The 17,453-nt window shown below is 49.6% G+C and carries 15 protein-coding genes and 1 pseudogene; 2 read left to right on the top strand and 14 right to left on the bottom strand.

Annotated features, from left to right (window positions below):
• Window positions 1–62: 62 nt before the first annotated feature.
• The 3 genes from AC0YN3_RS29840 to AC0YN3_RS29830 form a co-directional block, all read right to left on the bottom strand.
• Window positions 63–1,676, bottom strand: coding sequence for an ABC transporter substrate-binding protein (locus AC0YN3_RS29840; RefSeq protein ID WP_475778548.1), 1,614 nt, complete (start codon window positions 1,674–1,676; stop codon window positions 63–65).
• A gap of 87 nt (window positions 1,677–1,763) precedes the next feature.
• Entirely contained in the window at window positions 1,764–2,645 is an 882-nt protein-coding gene (locus tag AC0YN3_RS29835) for a carbohydrate ABC transporter permease (RefSeq protein WP_475778547.1), read from the bottom strand.
• Window positions 2,646–2,662: 17 nt separating this feature from the next.
• Complete coding sequence (locus AC0YN3_RS29830; RefSeq protein WP_475778596.1) at window positions 2,663–3,595, bottom strand: ABC transporter permease; 933 nt, start codon at window positions 3,593–3,595, stop codon at window positions 2,663–2,665.
• 467 nt (window positions 3,596–4,062) lie between these two features.
• Here AC0YN3_RS29830 and AC0YN3_RS29825 point away from each other — a divergent pair, with 467 nt between their 5' ends.
• Entirely contained in the window at window positions 4,063–5,103 is a 1,041-nt protein-coding gene (locus AC0YN3_RS29825; protein WP_475778546.1) for a LacI family DNA-binding transcriptional regulator, read from the top strand.
• 291 nt (window positions 5,104–5,394) lie between these two features.
• Here the strand turns inward: AC0YN3_RS29825 and AC0YN3_RS29820 are convergent, their stop codons facing one another.
• Window positions 5,395–6,096 (bottom strand): DUF5666 domain-containing protein, encoded by a 702-nt coding sequence (locus AC0YN3_RS29820; protein ID WP_475778545.1) that lies wholly within the window; start codon window positions 6,094–6,096, stop codon window positions 5,395–5,397.
• A 330-nt stretch (window positions 6,097–6,426) separates the two neighbouring features.
• Window positions 6,427–6,858: a hypothetical protein gene (locus tag AC0YN3_RS29815; RefSeq protein WP_475778544.1), complete on the bottom strand. Its 432-nt coding sequence runs from the start codon at window positions 6,856–6,858 to the stop codon at window positions 6,427–6,429.
• Window positions 6,859–6,970: 112 nt separating this feature from the next.
• On the opposite strand from AC0YN3_RS29815, the gene AC0YN3_RS29810 reads away from it, so the two are divergent.
• Window positions 6,971–7,339, top strand: a complete 369-nt coding sequence (locus AC0YN3_RS29810) for a DUF4180 domain-containing protein (protein ID WP_475778543.1) — start codon at window positions 6,971–6,973, stop codon at window positions 7,337–7,339.
• A 49-nt stretch (window positions 7,340–7,388) separates the two neighbouring features.
• Here the strand turns inward: AC0YN3_RS29810 and AC0YN3_RS29805 are convergent, their stop codons facing one another.
• The 9 genes and pseudogenes from AC0YN3_RS29805 to AC0YN3_RS29765 all read right to left on the bottom strand — a co-directional run bounded on the left by AC0YN3_RS29805 (window position 7,389) and on the right by AC0YN3_RS29765 (window position 16,895).
• Window positions 7,389–8,267, bottom strand: coding sequence for a DUF72 domain-containing protein (locus AC0YN3_RS29805; RefSeq protein WP_475778542.1), 879 nt, complete (start codon window positions 8,265–8,267; stop codon window positions 7,389–7,391).
• A gap of 318 nt (window positions 8,268–8,585) precedes the next feature.
• Window positions 8,586–9,050: pseudogene (locus tag AC0YN3_RS29800) on the bottom strand (MEKHLA domain-containing protein).
• A 95-nt stretch (window positions 9,051–9,145) separates the two neighbouring features.
• Complete coding sequence (locus AC0YN3_RS29795; protein ID WP_475778541.1) at window positions 9,146–9,574, bottom strand: disulfide oxidoreductase; 429 nt, start codon at window positions 9,572–9,574, stop codon at window positions 9,146–9,148.
• 239 nt (window positions 9,575–9,813) lie between these two features.
• Window positions 9,814–11,094: a glycoside hydrolase 5 family protein gene (locus AC0YN3_RS29790; protein ID WP_475778540.1), complete on the bottom strand. Its 1,281-nt coding sequence runs from the start codon at window positions 11,092–11,094 to the stop codon at window positions 9,814–9,816.
• A gap of 26 nt (window positions 11,095–11,120) precedes the next feature.
• Window positions 11,121–13,754 (bottom strand): glycoside hydrolase family 2 protein, encoded by a 2,634-nt coding sequence (locus tag AC0YN3_RS29785; protein ID WP_475778539.1) that lies wholly within the window; start codon window positions 13,752–13,754, stop codon window positions 11,121–11,123.
• Between the two features lie 12 nt (window positions 13,755–13,766).
• A complete protein-coding gene (locus AC0YN3_RS29780) occupies window positions 13,767–14,597 on the bottom strand; it encodes a carbohydrate ABC transporter permease (protein WP_183566924.1) in 831 nt (276 codons plus the stop codon).
• Window positions 14,598–14,600: 3 nt separating this feature from the next.
• Window positions 14,601–14,918 carry a carbohydrate ABC transporter permease gene (locus tag AC0YN3_RS29775; RefSeq protein WP_475778538.1) on the bottom strand — a complete coding sequence of 106 codons (318 nt, stop codon included), beginning with the start codon at window positions 14,916–14,918 and terminating at the stop codon, window positions 14,601–14,603.
• Window positions 14,861–15,484: a carbohydrate ABC transporter permease gene (locus AC0YN3_RS29770; protein ID WP_475778537.1), complete on the bottom strand. Its 624-nt coding sequence runs from the start codon at window positions 15,482–15,484 to the stop codon at window positions 14,861–14,863. The genes AC0YN3_RS29775 and AC0YN3_RS29770 overlap by 58 nt, the downstream gene beginning before the upstream one ends.
• A 106-nt stretch (window positions 15,485–15,590) precedes the next feature.
• Window positions 15,591–16,895 (bottom strand): ABC transporter substrate-binding protein, encoded by a 1,305-nt coding sequence (locus tag AC0YN3_RS29765; RefSeq protein WP_475778536.1) that lies wholly within the window; start codon window positions 16,893–16,895, stop codon window positions 15,591–15,593.
• Between the last annotated feature and the right edge of the window lie 558 nt (window positions 16,896–17,453).

Here is a 17,453-nt window from a genome sequence, read left to right as displayed (position 1 = left end):
TACGATCAGCTGTTCTAGCTTAAACATGTCTTGCAGCATACGCTGCCGAACATTGTATTCTGTTAACCTTTTGTCGCCCGGTCATAGCCGCCTTGCTTAATTTCAAGCCATTCCTGCAGGCCAAGACGATCCAGTTCTTTCAAATATTCCGCCCATTGCTCATTTGCCTTCCCATTCTGGTACCATTCCGTACGCATTCTAAGCACATAAGCGAACAGATCCGTTTCGATGGTGGTCAGGCGATCCAACTCATCAATTGAGTTGAACACGCTAGGCATAACGTTCTCTGCTTTCATTTGCGGAGCCATAATATTTTTGATAATATCCATTCTTCCTTTGGCATCGTCCGGCATCGTTGTATATTGGCCGTAGTAAGAGTCTAGAATAGCCAGTGGCCCGCCGATGCTCGTTTTCTCGCGCAGCTCGACCGGCGCAGTGCCTTCCAGCGGCAAATGCTTGAGGGAATGGGTCGCTTCATCGAATTCAAATATATTTTGCTGCTTATCGTCGCCATAGGTTCCCCAGTTATTTTGTACCGACTGCACAGGCTCAAAGAGCTGATCCACCCACTTCGCTGTCGACTCCAGATTCTTATTAGCGCTTGTTACAACCATCTTGCCCCTGCCGAGACCTAGCCCGTTCGTACGGGTTACGTTAATCTCCCCGTCGGGCCCTGCAAGCGGAGGCATAATCGCATACGATTCGTTCGCTCCCGTAATATTCGCTTTATCCCAGGAGAAGTACAGGCCGTATTTCTGGTCCTTCCCTTTCGCCAGATACGTGCTCCAATCTTGCGTGTATGCTTCAATATCGATTAAGCCCGCTTGATAAAGCTCATTAATGAATTGAACGGCTTCTTTGTACCCTTCTTCAGCAGCTGTGAAGATAACCTTGCCGTCATTGGAGACGACCGCATGGTCAGGGTTTTCACCGAGTCCGAAGGAACCGAACAGGAATGCCAAATCCTCAGCTCCCGGCTTATTAATGAAGGACAATGGAATTTCATCCGCTTGCCCGTTGCCATTCGGGTCCTTTGTTTTGAAAGCGATCAGCACTTCCTTCAATTGCTCCGTCGTTGTTGGCATTTCAAGGCCGAGCTTGTTCAGCCAATCCACGTTAATCCATGGCATGCTGTCTACGGCTTGAATTCTTTCCTTGCCGCTGCCGAGCTCTTCGATCCAAGGGAATGAATAAATATTGCCATCAGGAGCCGTAATCATGCTTTTATACTCAGGCGCTTCCTCCAGCACTTTCTTAAAGTTAGGCATATATTGCTCGATCAGATCATTTAAAGCAATGATTGACCCGTCCTTTGCAAGCTTCAGAAGCTCATAATCGCTATAATCCGCATTAAAAATAGCATCCGGCAGATCGCCGCTTGCAACTGCAAGATTTCTTTTCTCTACGAAAACGTCTTTCGTGAAGTTTTTCCAATTAATATGAACATTGGTTTTCTCTTCGAGCCGTTTGTTAATCAGCTTCTCGTTCGGATCCGGTGGAGCGATCGCAGAGCTTTGCGTAATAAAGTTGAGGGATACCTTCCCGCTCGGATCTTGCTCTTTGCTGGCCGCGCCCCCGCCTCCATTCCCGCTGCAAGCCGAAATCAGAATAGTGGCTGTAAGAATAGATACCGTTGCCGTTCTGGCTGCAAATCTCGATTTGTTCATTTGTGTCATAACCTAAGACCTCCCGATTAATAGTGGATAAAATGATTTCTCTCTAACGCTTGGCTTGGCTTGCCTTTGCTTATGTGAAGGTCCGACCTATTTCAAGGACCCGACCATAACACCTTTTTCGAAGTATTTCTGGAAGAAGGGATACATGATAATAAGCGGCAGACTGGATACTACAATTGCTGCATATTTGATAATTTCCGATAACCGTTTAAGCTCCGCCGCTGCCAGCTGATCACCAATCATGCCCGGCTCGACCTGATTCTGGATCAAGATCGAACGAAGAACAAGCTGAAGCGGATGCAGGTTCGGATTATCGAGATAGATCATGGCGTCGAAGTAAGCGTTCCACTGACCTACAAAAGCGTACAGGGCAAGGACGAATATGATCGGCTTCGATAACGGAAGGACTACCTGCCAGAAAATTCTGATCTCCGATGCACCGTCAACGTTGGCTGCTTCCTTCAGCTCCATGGGGACCCCTTTAAAGAAGGTTCTCGATAAAATGATGTTCCATACGTTCACAGCCCCAGGTATGATAATGGCCCAGATGGTGTCCAGCAATCCCAATGTTTTCACCAGAAGGTAGGTAGGCACCAACCCGCCGCCAAAAAACATCGTGATAATAAATAGGGTCATGAACGCCCCTTTGCCCTTCAAGCGATTGTCAGAAAGCGCATATCCCGCACAGACCGACACGACAACCGTCATAAGCGCAAAGCAGACGGAATATAAAACAGAATTGCCGAAGCCCTTGAGCATGGCCGGATTGGTCAAAATCATTTTGTACCCCTCCAATGACCAGTTGGACAGATCAAAGGACAAGCCGCGGCTTAAGAGAACGGACGGATCCATAAAGGAAGCAATGACAACATAGAAGAGAGGCAACAGAACAAGCAAAACGGCGAAGATAAGAAATATTCCGTTTAAAATAAGCAAAAATCGATCCAGCTTGGAATGCTTAATAGCCATAACCTGATTCTCCTTTCTTAATAAAGACCGTCACCCTCGTTCAGCTTCCTCACAATGAAGTTGACCGTAACGAGCATAATGACGTTAATGACCGAATTGAACAATCCAACAGCGGCCGAATAGGCATAATCACCGGATTGCAAACCGATTTTGTAGACATACGTTGGGATAATTTCCGATGTCGGTAGATTCATTGCCGTCTGCATGAGATAAGCTTTCTCGAAACCGATAGACATGATTCCGCCGGCTGCCAGGATAAAGACGATCGCCATAATGGGCCGTATCGTAGGCAGATCGATATGGCGAATGCGCTGAAGCAGATTGGCGCCATCCAAATTAGCAGCGTGATGAAGCTCGGGATCCACATTAGCCAAAGCGGCCACATAGATAATGGATGCCCAGCCTGCCCCCGTCCATATATCGGACAAAATGTAAATGACCCTGAAATATTCCGCGCGTGACATGAACATGACCGGTTCTCCGGTCAGTAAGGTGAAAATCTGATTGACCGGTCCCGTTGGGGACAGGAATATAAACAGCATGCCGACCACGACTACGACGGAGATAAAGTTCGGCGCGTACAGAAACAATTGAATGTTCTTCTTCACAACCGTTTGTCTAACCAGATTCAGCATGATTGCAAGCAAAATCGGTATCGGAAAGCTTAACATTAGGCCATAAAAGCTTAATTTAAGCGTATTCATAAAAATGACGTCAAAATTCGGCGACGACAGAAACTTTTCGAAGTTGTACAAGCCGACCCATTCGCTTCCCATGATGCCTTTGATTGGACTGAAATCCTTAAAAGCGATAATGGCCCCATACATCGGTCCGTACTTGAAAATAATCGTTAAAATAAGTGCCGGCGCTAGCAAAAGATAAAGGAAGTAATGTTTTTTCAAATACTCCATACCCGGACTCGCTACCTTGCTCGCCCGATCGGCTTCCATCGTGTTATGCAACGCATTTGCCTCCATCCATTTACAAAATTTAATGCATTTGCGCAGTAAGGGCTTACAATGATGTGTTTTGTCACTTGCTGCTTTTACAATTTATCAAACAAAAAGACAATCGTCAATACTTTTTGTAAAATTATAATTGTGCATTTGTAATAAACAATTGTTCAATTGCCCACTGAATTATAGACTGATTTTAGTAATAGGGGATTGAAAACCGATCTCTTTTGGAATATTAACGATACACTAAAGTCAAAGAAGAAATATTGTCCTAGCACGATCGTTCCATATAGATTCTCAATTGAATTTGAACAATTATTTTTATATTTTTGTAAACTAAAATACGCAAATGTAACTATCTTATTGCTATTTGTTGCAAACTATTATACATTTGAGATACTTATATAAATGTGTGCGGTTTCTAATAAATATATAGTTAGCTAGAGGTGGTTTTCACATACATGGCCAAGGAAAAAGTTACGATTCAAGACATCGCCGACGCACTCGGAATATCTAGAAATACAGCCTCTAAGGCACTGAATGGAATTGATACGATCCCAGAGGAAACGAGAAACAAGGTCGTAAAGAAAGCGATCGAGCTAAAATATAAGCAATTTGCTTTCTTGGAAAGCGATCAGCTCCTAACTAAGCAATCAGGGAACATCGCTTTACTGACAGCCAATCTTCCGAACACGTCGCATTTTGGCTCAACGTTAATGAGCGGCCTGGAGAAGCGGATCAGCTCCGAGGGCTACAACCTGTCCTTCCATATTGTCAGAGACGTGGATCAGGTTTCCTTATCGCTCCCTAACAATTTCGATGTCGCTAACGTAGACGGCATTATTTGCATCGAGCTGTTTGACCTGGCTTACAGCGAGCTTATTACGAGTCTCGGCATACCTACTATTTTCATTGATTGTGCCGCAACGGTTTGTTTTCCGAATTTCAAGGCGGACATTCTGCTGATGGAGAATCAACATAGCACCTATCAGCTTACGAGAAAGTTAATCGAAAATGGATATGGCAGCTTTGGTTTTATCGGAGATTACAACCATTGCCTCAGCTTCAACGAACGGTGGATCGGCTTCAACCGGGCGCTGACAGAGTCCGGAATGGCACTTGACCTCGCAAAGTGCATCGTAGATGATGATTCTCTCTTTTTCTCTAAGCCAAGCTGGCTGGAGGATCGTCTTCAACAGATGAAGGAGCTCCCATCCGCTTTTATATGCGCCAATGATTACATTGCCGTCAGCTTTATGAAGGCACTGAAGAACAACAACATTTCCATCCCCCAGGATGTTGTCATTTGCGGCTTCGATAACGGACCCGAGTCCAAGATTGTTGAGCCTCATCTTACAACCGTTCATATTTACAGCAACGAAATGGGGGTCAAGGCGGCAGAGATGCTTCTCTCCCGAATGAATGATCCGGCGCAGCCGTACCAAATCTCTCATATTTTCACTAAGCCTATGATTAGAGAATCTACTCCGCATCTCAGCTAGACGAGAATGTTTCAAGGTCTGCTAACCGCCGCCCTCACTCCAACGTGGCCAGTTTCGATCTCTTGAAGGAGAATCCATTTTTCCAAAGCGTTCCGTTTATTTCTAGGCATAAAAAATGCTCCCCTACCGTATACAGGCTTTAATTCTTTCACCTGTCTACCGTATAGGGAGCCTATCATCCCTGCATCGCCATTATTTACAAAATGAAAATGGGCTGTCCCCAAGTCATTTATGACCTGTGGGACAGCCCTCTTTTTATACTCCTGTTTAGCTGCGAAGCTTATCTGTCTATTATTTTTGCGGAACCATATTGTTGTAGATATTCGTTGCGTTCACTTTTCCTGTGCCTACGTCCTCGGTCGTAAATCCGGACACGATATTGCCGACCTTGAATTCTTTTTGCAGCAGCTCTTCCGATGGCGCAGCCGCCGTTGGTCCACCGATGCCGAGCTCCGTTGCCGGCGTTACGGTTACCCACAAATCGCCAACCTTGAAGCTTTTGCCGTCTACGCTAACTTCCGTAATTACGCCTTCAATATTGACTGCCGCTTTTCCCGTAGTTGCCGGTGCCGTGTCAGCATCCTTCTGCGGAGCCATATTGTTGTAGATGACGTCTGCCGTCACCTTGCCCGTGCTCACATCTTGAGAAGTGTAGCCGGATACGATATTGCCGACTTTAAATTCTTTCTGCAGCAGCTCTTCAGACGGCTCAGCCGCTGTCGGCTCTTTGCTGCCCAGCTCCGTTTTATCCGTTACCTCTACCCAAAGATTACCTACCTTGAAGCTTTTGCCGTCTGCACTCACTTCGGAGATGACGCCATCGATATTAACGGCCACTTTTCCAAGAATAGGAGGCTGTGTTATAGCCGCCGGGGGCTGGGAGGAAGCATTCGTAGCATTTTGGCTCATCGCGAAGATGCTTGCCGATAAAACCGCGCACGCTGCAATGCCGACTGTCCAACCTGTTATCGTTCTCTTTTTCGTTGTATCCATGTGAAATCTCTCCTTTAGTATGTTCGTTTTGTATGTGCCTATTCGTACTTCGTGATTGTAGAGCCAGCCGCGCAATTCATTGAGCTCTAATGAATTGTGCGCCTCAGCTCTTCCTTACACTAGTAATACAACTGAGAGCCCTTATATTTTTCATTGCGATCAAAAGATTTGGGATGAACATTTTTCCAGCAAAAAAAAGACAAAGAGCGTTCCCCCTCCTTGTCTTCGTTCGCATCCTATTCACAAACCATACTGAACGATGCCCTCCGCCTTATATTCCCCTTCAGTTGTCTACCTTCTCATTCGTTATTTTTCACTAAAAGGTTAAGCTTATAGACCGTGCCTACTTTCGAGCTTTTCTAATTCCTTAACGATGTTAATATACCTTGTCGAGCCCAATAACAGCTCATTGAACAAAAACATATAGAGCATAATGTTCTCATTATTAAAATCATCTATCGTAAATCGTTTTAACAGCTCCGCATATTCCGCATAAAATGATACTTTTTTCATTTCACGCTTTAAAGGAGCTATATCGATTAAATAGGCGGACAGCGCCTCGACGCGCTCGGATATATACGTTACAACCTCGTCTATCTCATCCTCCGGTACTCGTCCCTCCTGCAAGGAAAAGCGTTCCCACTGCTCCTTATACCAATCCGCTCTCTCGCCATGCATGATGAGATAAATAGGCTTGGCTAGCAGCGATTCCCTATACAGCCTTCGAATGGACAATCTTCGAGTAATCAATTGCAGCATCATATCACCTTCTCCCGCCTTGCTCCATCGCCGCTTATTTTTAGGCTTGAATTCCTAATATCTATGCTATAATACTCCCATTAAAGCCATATATTCGCGAAAGGATGGAAAGAAAATGAAAATGACCGTGGATCAGCAAGGCGAGTCGAGGGTAGCTATCATCGAGAGCGACGAAATCGTCATTGCGAACGTGCAGGATGCGCTGGATTTGATGGCAACCGTCAGCTACCACGAAGACTGCTACAAGATGTTAATTCGCAAATCGAACATCAACGAGGATTTTTTCGAGTTAAAAACGAAGCTTGCCGGCGATATTTTGCAAAAATACACGAACTATAAAGTAAAGCTCGCCATTGTTGGCGATTTCGACGGCTATGACAGCAAAAGCCTGAAGGATTTCATTTATGAAAGCAACAATGGGAAACAGGTTTTCTTTGCCAAGGATATACCTTCGGCGCTGCAAGCCCTTCACCAAGCCGAGTGACCACATCAGCGATGTGGTCTATTTTTTACCCGGCTAACCTGAGCGCCTCTCAAAACAAATCCAACTGCTCCACAGTAGGCGCAGGAGGCTCATTCGGGCTGCTGCCATCCGGCCTTGTCAGCCCCAGAAGCTCCATCAGCCGCTTCGCGTTTGATGCGGCATCCCCGCCGGAATTGTTGTTGAAAATAACATTCACCTGCTTGCTTTGCTGCTCCAGCAGCCTTAGCTTCTCGGCCCAATCCAGCAGCTCCTCGTCGCTGTAGCGGTACAAATAGCGCACCTCCCGCCAGTTCGGCGCGCTGGCTTGATTCCAGCCGGATACGTTGCGGCCGTGAAACCTTACGACCGTCATCTCCGAATCCGTCGCTTCGAGCACCTCCGGGATTGAACCGATTCCAGCCTGCGGCTCGTCGCATACGCTATGAATCCATTGCTCCTGCTTCATGAACGACAAGGTCCTCCCTTTGTATTCCTCGGTGAACCAGCTCTGATGCCGGAACTCGAGAGCACAAGGAATGCCGCTCATCCGTGCCTTCGTCTCCCTGAGGATACGCACATTTGCCTGCGTACAATCGAACCAAGGCGGGTATTGGAACAATGCGGCGGACAATCTTCCGGCTTCCATAACCGGCTCAAGCATCGTCCGGAATGCCGCGAACATCTCATTCGTCTCTGCCGCAGCCACGCTCGGCCCCCGCTGATGCCCAGTCATGCCCTGATAAGCCTTCACGACAAAATGCAGCGTTGCGGGCGTATCCTCCAGCCATTTTATAAACCGCTCCTTCGATTGAATCGCATAGAAGGTGCTGTCTACCTCCACTAGTGGAAAATGCTTCGCATATTGCCGCAGCTTGCTGCCGGCCTTCGCCACTGACGTATACAGCTGATCATGATCGCCCCAGCCCGCTAAACCAATATGTATCGACATATGTATATCCTCCCACCCTGCTTTTCCATTATTATACCGAAATTCCTTCGTAAAAAAAGAAACGGCTTCGCCGTCCTTTCAACAGACGCCATCGTTACGACGAAACGTAAAGAGAATGGAGGAGCACGCTCATATACTTCCCTATACGTCAAGAAGAAACGGCTTCGCCGTCCTCTGCAAGAGGACGGTATCCGTTTTTCGAAGTAATAGAAAAATACTTTAACGCGTGAAATATATAAAGTCTTATATTTTAAAAAAACAGCTCCCACGTAGTTGACCTACTAGAGAACTGCCCGTTTGCTATTTCAAAGCCTAAGCTTACAAATATCGATACTCCGAGAACGCTGCGGCTTGCCCAAGATAAGCACCGGCATCGTCAACCAAATTCCACACCGTTGCGTTCACGATATAGAAGCGCCGGCCTGTGCTTGATATCCTTATGCCGGTGTAATTGTCGACAAAGCCGTTGGCCGTTACTGCCTCAAAAAAACGATCCCGCTCCTCGCGTTCCATCGGCTCTGCCGTCAGGCGGGAGGGCGTGCGGGTGAACCGCTCCCATTCCATGTCCCATAGCTCGAGGCCAAGGCGGTTCCCTTAATTCACCACGGGATCTGCTTCGGTCCCGTGAGACAAGATCACGATAGGCGCTTCGAATAGCTGATCCTTCACGCTCTCGATCCCGTTAAGCGGCAGAAGCGCTTTCCCCGTCCACTTCCTATAGCTTTCTGCTAGCAGTCTCGCATGCTCCTCGGTTGCTCCCGCACCTGTCCGCGGCAATGGCATCACCTATGCTCCTCCCCGTTTGTTTCACTTCCATTTATATATCACGGAGAGCCGCAGATGTCCACTATCCAGTAGGCGCCCGTTCATGGCTACCTCTAAGCGCGATTCAGGCTGCGCAAGCGCAGAAGCGCCGTTAGAATCATAAGAAAAGCGACAAGCGCCAGCATCGGAATCGTAATAAAGCCGAACCAATTCAAATAATCGCCTTGACAAGAAACCGGTCCGCATGAAGCTAGCGGCGAATCATGCGGAAGCTTCTGCAGTACCGTGTGGTAGAGCGAGAATCCTCCCCCGATTGCGACTAGCGGCAAGGCATAGGAGACGATGCCCGTGTCCCCCTTCGAATAAGCGATGCCTAGCAATAGCGCCAGCGGATACATAAAGATGCGCTGAAACCAGCAGAGGCTGCATGGCGCGAAATGCATAACCTCACTCAAATACAAGCTACTCGCCGTCGCAAGCACGGCTGTTGCCCAAGCCGCGAACAGCCAAAACGACTTCTTCTTTTCGATCGATTCTTCCACCCTATTTTCCCCACCTTCCCATTAGCTCCTCATGCGCAATCTTATGTTTATTGTCGCTCATTGGAAGGCGGTTCGGCATGACTCGAAAGGGCTACTCCGCATGGCTTAATCAAATATTCACACAATCGCCTGCAATTCTGCGCGCTTGATAGACGACATAAAATAAGGCTGCTCCATAAGGCACTCGCCTTTTGGAACAGCCCTGCTATTTACATCTACAGTAAGAAGCGTCTTCTTCGTTAAAAAGGATTGGATTTATACACCCTTGAATAGACGCCTGCTTCGCCCGATAGGCCGTGCGCCTTGACGCGGTAATAGGCTTCCTTCGTATGGATACGGGTCGGATCGATCCAAGCCCCGGCATGCTGAACCGGCTGCTTATCGTATACGATGCGCCACGGACCGTCCTCGCCTTCCGTAGATTTCTCGATCGTATAATAGGCTGCACCTACCGTTCCGCGAAATTTCACGGCAGCGGCGGCATCCGTTATGATCGGAGCATCCGGCAGCGAAATACCGGGCAGCGACTGTCCCCCCATCCGAAAAGCATGCTCTCTCAGCCGTTGAATCCGCTGCTGCAGCTCCTCGTTGATGCCGCAGCCGGGATAATGAACGGCAAAGCCGTCATAATGCTGCACGTACCCGCCTTCGTCATGATGACCGAACAACGACCAGAAGCAGGTACCGGAAACAGCCTCTTCCGATTCTGCCGCAGCCAGGAAACTTTGCAAATCGCAATCCGGCCAGCCGTATTCTCCTGCAATATAGACTTTGCCGGCAGCTTGCACCGCTTTCGCATCCTTCAAAAGCTCCTCGGCATTCGCCGGATAATAGTGGACGTCAAGAATATCCAAGCTCGGAATCGCTAATTTATCGGCATCAAGCTGGAATTGCTTCCCATGGGCGGTTAAGTGGCGCGGCGCTATTTGCTTCAAGAACGTGCAAATCTCCTCTACCCAAGCCGCCGGAGCATCGTTGAGCTCATTGCCAAGCTCCCATGCCAGAATCATCGGGTCATCCTTGTAGGCAATGCCCGTATACGAATTAACCCGGTTAATAATCGTATAGATATACGCTTTGAAATCCCGTATGACTTCTTCGTCCGTATAGAAGGCATTCGGGTCTTCAAGCCCTCTCCAGCCAGTAAACGTCGATCGGCCGCCATGATAGTAGCTCCAGTTGCAAACGAACGGAATAATGAGCCTCAGTCCGCGCTTCCCCGCTTCCTTAATCGCGAAGTCGACTCTGCGGAACGCTTCCTCGTTGTACTCGCCAAGCTTAGGGGCTATGGCCTTCGGGCAGCCTTGCGAAGCCGCCAGCGTATGCGAGCGCACGACCGTCGCGCCCATCTCCTTCGCCGTATCGAGTGCGTCAATGACGCGGAACGGCGTCGGCCAATCGATCCCGCCTACATTTTCGTCAAGGCCAAGCCAATAAATATTAGGACCGCCGAAGCGGAATGGCTTGGCGCCTTCCATCAGCCTGGACCCTTCCCGCTTTATAAATGGCTGCTGTGTCATCGGTTATCAGTCCCTGCTTTATATGATTAATCTTTCATGTCGGTAAATGAATAGAAACGCACGTCCGGCAAGGGCTGCCGCAGCCCAATTCCAGCAGGCCCCTGTGCCCTTTCCGTAAACAGCTCATCCGCCCGCCTGCGGCAGGTTACCGTAACGAGCCGCTGCTCGCCGGGAAACAACGTGAAATGGCTGGCGCTTGCCGTCATCCAATAACAGTCGCTCTTCTCCTCCGGGTGAACATGCAGCGCTGCTTGAAGGCCTTCGTTCCGAACGGTAAAGCTGCTTTGAAGCGTTCCCTCCGGCAGTCCTTCGCCAGACCCGGCAGCTTGCCATGGCTGTATCAGCTTCGCGGATAGGGCCGCAGCGGTGTTCGCCCACGCACTTGCATAGAGGGCTTCCGCACGGGTGGAGAAAATATATAATCCCCGGTCCGGCTCTTCCGCCTGCTCGAAGCGCAGCCGCACATAGAACAATCCATCCTCCGTTCGCGGCGCTTGAACAATAAGATAGCCGATTGGGAGCGCCTCGTTCCTCCGCGTTCTCCCGCTGAACAATTGCTCATGAATGAGCTTTCCCCCGCTGTCCAGCACCTGGGCAAGTACGGTACAAGCTTCTCCGCTAACGTCTGTCATGACATACACCGGCAGAATGAGCTGCTCATCCGGTAAATAATCCAGCTTCCGGTAATCGAGCCACGCATGCTTGGGAGCAAATGCCTCACTCACCCAATAGTAGGCCATCTTGGCCTCATTGTAATAATCGATGACATTGGTGCAGCTGACATTCGGCCAAGGCTCGTTCATCTGCCAGATGAGGCTGCCGCTGTTACGAAAGGCCCTACGGCGGTTCGATTGCAAAATAAAACGAAGGCCCTCGGCCTGCATCCACTGACTGGCTGCTGAAAACGCGGATAAATGCGCCATTTGTCCAAATAGCTCTGTATCGCGGTCATACGTATCCCACCACTCGCCGTGATGGCGCCAAACCAGGCTCTCTTTCATCGAGACGGGCTTGCGATGCCGTTCGCTGATAAACTTGCGAATGCTCTTTGCCGCGCTCAGCCCATCAACGCCGAACTCGCTGTGAAACAGATGGTCTGCCTCGCTATATAGCTCATAGTGCCCGGGGTTTCCTTGATACTTCCAATGACCGTGCACATCATGGCTGACGCCTTTCTCGGCCGTAATGTACTGGACCGGCCCCGAAGCCGAGGTCGGCAGAAACAGCCGCTGGCCGTCATGCTGCCGAACCAGCCGCTTCAGCATGGCGAGGTTCTCGTCCTCATACGTGGACGGTACATTCGGCTCGCTCATCAGCTCGTTCCCGCCGCTCCATACAGTCAGGCTGACATGGCTGCGCCGCGTCTTCAGCGCCTGCACGGCTGTCTGCTCCAGCAGCCCCAGAAATTCCGGACGCTTGGACGGTGTATTATCGATGCCGGAGCTCGATTGAATAAATTCCTGCCAGATCATAATGCCGTGCTGGTCGCAGAGCTCGTAAAGCATGCTTTTTTCAATAATCCCGCCGCCCCAGATGCGCAGCACATTCATATTCGCTTGCTTCACCGTGTGAACGAGCCACTCGTAACGCTCCCGGCCAACGTTCCCATACAATTGATCGAGCGGCGTAAGATTAGCGCCCTTCAAGTAGATCTTTATGCCATTGACAATAACCGTATACGGCAAAGCGTCCTGCGGGCTTTCCTCATTCTGTGCATAGGCAAGGCTGCGAATGCCTGCTCGAAGCCGCTGGCGATCATAGATAACCGATTCGCCATGCAGCGTAATCATGACCTCGTATAGAGGCTGCTCACCGTAACCGTTCGGGTACCAAAGCTGCGGACGCTCGATGCAGATGTTTATTTTTTGCATGTTATGAACATCCTTGACCTGCTGCGTACAGCTCGCTGCTTCGGCGCCGTTTGGGGCCGTTATTCGGACGGTCAGCCGCAAATCGTCAACCTTCTCGGCAATCTCCTCGATCGCGACGGCAAGCTTAATGTGGCCGCTGCCTTCCTTCGCATCGGTATGGAGCGCTGTTTCGCCGATTGCATACGCTTGTTTGACAATGAAGCAAATATCATCCCAGATTCCGACGTTGACCAGCCGCGTCGAGAAATCCCATTTGTAGTTGAAGCGGCTTTTCTGCGTGAAATTGTCCGAGGTTTTGCCGATTTGCCCCATTTCATCCGGTGCGTGCTTCAGCACGATCATAAGCTCGCCGGACTGACGGCCGCGCGTCTGTTCGGGAGTCAGCGCATAACGCGCCGGCACATACATGCCTTTGTGCTCGCCGAGCAGCTCACCGTTCCAATAAATAAGCGCCTCGTAGTCCAGCCCTTTGCACAGCAGCTCCAACTGCTTGCCCTTCGCCTCCGGAACAGGGACCTCCGCTCTGTATACCCACCACCGATTCTCGACCCACTCGCAGCTTAGGCTGTTTAAGTCGACGTATGGATTATCGATCAGGCCCGCCCGAAATAAATCCTGATGAACGCCGCCCGGCACCGTCGCCGGCATCCATTCGGTCACGCCTAGCAGTTCCTCGCCGATCTCCATGCTTGTTCCCTTTAGCGGCACCCACGGCCAGAAGCCCTTCAGCTCCCATTGGCAGTGGCGAAGCGAATGCTCCTGTCGTTCATATAGCTCGTCTTGCTGCATCGCGCTTCCTCCTTACCCTTTCACCGCGCCGTTCGTCACGCCGGAAAATATATATTTTTGCAGAAATAAATAGAGCAGCACCGTCGGGATCATGATGATCAGAATTGCCGCGCATATGTTGCCCCACTGTGCCTGGTTGTTGCCCGCGAAGCGCATAATCGACGTGGAGACGACGACCAGCTCCTGCTTCGGCATATACAGAAACGGAATATAGAGCTCGTTGTAGATATTGATTGTTTTCAAAATAATAAGGGTAGCCGTTGCGGGACCGAGCAGCGGAAAAATGATGCCCGCATAGATGCGGAATAAGCTGGCCCCATCCATCATCGCGCTCTCATCGAGCTCGTAAGGGATATTTTTAATAAATTGCAGGTAAATGTAGATCTGGATCACATCCGCCCCGATAAATAGCAGAATAGGCGCGTACAGCGAGTTGTATAGGCCCATGGATTGAATGAGCGAGAAAACGACGACCTGTGTCGTAATCGTCGGAATAATCGTAGCGACGAGAAAGGCGCCAAGGATTTGCGTCTTCCCCTTGAACTCGATCCGTCCGATCGCATATGCCACCATGGTGCCCAGCAGCACGTTGCCGGCTAGCGATGCAATGACGATGACGAACGTATTCGAGAACGCCTGAAGGATGTCCGCACGCTCGATCACCGTTGCAAAGTTGCTGAAGTTGAAGAAGCTCTCCGGAAGCGCAAACGGGCTAGAGCCTTCGTTCTCTGTCTTGAAAGCATTGACGAGCACGACATAAGGCGGGAACAATACGACGAAGGTCGCGAGCACGAGCAGCAAATATTTCAGTACATGGATGGGATCGAACCGTTTCGCTTGCATTCGTTATTCCCCTTTCCGGTTAATGACTGCATTCTGAATGCCAAGTATAAGAACGGTAAATAACAGCAGCACGACGCTCATGGCGGAAGCCAATCCGTAATTGTTGAACTGGAACGCGGTTTCGATTGTCTTGAGCAGGAACGTTTCGCTTGCGCCCGCAGGCCCGCCCTTGGTCAGCACGAACGGCAGGTCGAATACGGCAAGCGCCCCGCTTAAGGTTAGGAACATATTGAGCTGAATGATTTTGGTCAAATTCGGAATGGTTAAGTACCATAACGTCTGGAAGCGGTTGGAACCGTCAATTTTGGCCGCTTCGTACATATCTCCCGGAATCGACTGCATCGCGCCAGGTAAATGACCATGTTGTAGCCCATAAACCGCCAGAAGCCGATCGATGCAAGCGAGAAGTTAACAAGCGACATATCGCCGAGCCAGCTTTGCTGCAGCGAAGAAAGTCCGATCATGCCGAGCAAGCTGTTAAGCGAACCGTTTGTCGTGTCGAAAACATACTGAAACATGAAAGCGACCGCTACGGCGTTCATAATAAAGGGAAGAAACAGCATGACGCGAAATACGTTTCTTCCTCGAAGTTTCGAGTTGAGAATAACCGCGAACACGATGGCGATTATATTTTGGATGACGCCAATGATGACGTACGGGATTTGATGGATAAATACGCCGAATAAATCGGAATTCGTGAAAATTTCTTTATAATTGCTAAGGCCTAGCCACTCGCTGCTTTTGCTGATGCCGTTCCAGTCCGTGAAGCTCAAGTAAATTAATTTGGCGGCTGGGTAATACGTGAATAAACAGAGCAAGGCAAGCGGGATCGATAGGAAACTGATCAGAATTAGCTTTCGTTGCGCTTTGTATGACAGGGCGTTCATCGTTCCACTCCATTTCTCATCCAAAAAGGGCTTATAGGTGCAAAGGGATGACCAGACTCTATCGTCGATCATCCGCGTTGCTTATCTGTCTATAGTAGAGATAACATTATTTCGCTACCGCTTTGCGTGCTTTTGCCCAGCTGTCGTTGTATTTGTCCAGAATCGACTGCGGGTCCTTCGATAATACGAACTCCTGTACCATCGCCTCTTTCGTAATTTGAGCTTTGTTGACGATGTCCGTTGCAGCAGCGTCGTCGGCAACCGCTTCGATGTATGTCGGGTTGAACGAGTTGAACTCCGACAGCTGCGGAACATTCGGCTCTTTATCCTTCAATACCGGGATAAAGCCTGCGAAGTCGTCAAAGCCGGAATCCTCGACCATCCATTTCACGAATGCTTTTGCAGTCGCCAGGTTTTTGCTGTTTTTGTTCACGCCGTATGCCCAGTCAGGTGCAAGCGCCACATTGGTTTTACCGGAATTGTCATAGGGCAGCGGGAAAAATCCTACGTTGTCCGACGTTGTTCCGCTGTCCGCTACCTGTGGGATAACCCAGTTGCCAAGCATGTACATCGCGAATTTGCCGCTTGCGATATCTTTCTTCGATTGCTCCCAGTTTGTCGAGTTGACGTCTGGCTCAAGGTAGCCTTTTTCGTACATGGTGCGGATGATGGACATCGCTTGGCCGTAAGCATTGTCCATTGCAAAAGGCGCGTCCGTGTCTTTGCGCTCGTTGTTAAGGTTCGCATTGCCAGCGATTGATGTGGCAACCTCCGATGCCCATGGGTAAAGCGTCCATTGATCCTTAAAGTTGGATGCAAGCGGCACGATGCCCTTTGCTTTCAGCTTCTCTGCCGCAGCGTAGAAGGCATCGAGCGTCGTCGGAATTTCCGTAATGCCGGCGTCCGCGAACGTTTTTTTGTTGTATACGATGCCTGTTGTGCTTGCGCCTGCGGCGATGCCGTACACTTTGCCGTCATGTCCTTTGTAATCCTTGAAGTAGATGCGGTCGTTCAGGCCGATATCATCAAGCGGCGCGAAATATTGCGGAAGCTCGGAGTTCGGGATTGTTGGAATAAGAACAACATCCGGGAATTCGCCTGACGCGATGCGGATCTTCGTCGTTTTGTCGAGGTCGGTTACCGCTTCGAATTTCACTTCCGCGTTCGGGTATTTTTCTTTGAAGCGATTCGCGTACTCTACATATTCCTTGTCAACCATGTCCGTACGGTTGGTCAGGAACGTAACCGTACCGCTGATGTCGCTCTCCGCGCCGCCTTCGCTATTCGCGTTCGTTGCGTTGTTTGCCGGAGCATTCGTTGCCTCTGCTGGCTTGTTGTTGTTTCCTCCGCATGCTGCCAATAGAGCAACGAGCATCATAAGCGTCAAAACTGACAATAATGGCTTCTTCATTGTGCTTCCCCCTAATAGATATGGTATCGTTTACATTTCGAATATTAACATACTGAAACTTTTAATTCAACATATTTAAATTAAAATAAACAATAATTATATTTTTAAATGTGTGGGTGTTGGGGGGGCGTATGTCGGCTGTGTAAGAACCTATGGGTTCTTACACGTGCTCAGGTTGGTTAGTTTAGAGGCTGTTAGCACCTATTTGCGCTCACGGCTGCTTTTCGTGAAGCCACCGATGAGCGCAGAGACTCTCGGTGGCTCTGTAAGAACCTATAGGTTCTTACAGCTGCTTTTGGTAGGGCACGCGGAGCCGCGGAGCTGCTTTTCGTGAAGTCACCAGTGAGCGCGGAGACTCTCTGCGGCTCTGTAAGAACCTATGGGTTCTTACAGGTGCTCAGGCTGGTGTGTTTGGAGGCTGTTAGCACCTATTTGCGCTTACGGCTACTTTTCGTGGGGCACGGGGAAGCGCGGCGGCTCTGTAAGAACCTATAGGTTCTTACAGGCGCTCAGGCTGATTGGGTTGGAGGCTGTAAGAACCTATTTGCGCTTACAGCT

Source organism: Paenibacillus sp. J22R232 (assembly GCF_056269165.1).
Note: the sequence above shows the minus strand (reverse complement) of the source record. Positions and strands in the feature narration are given on the sequence as shown.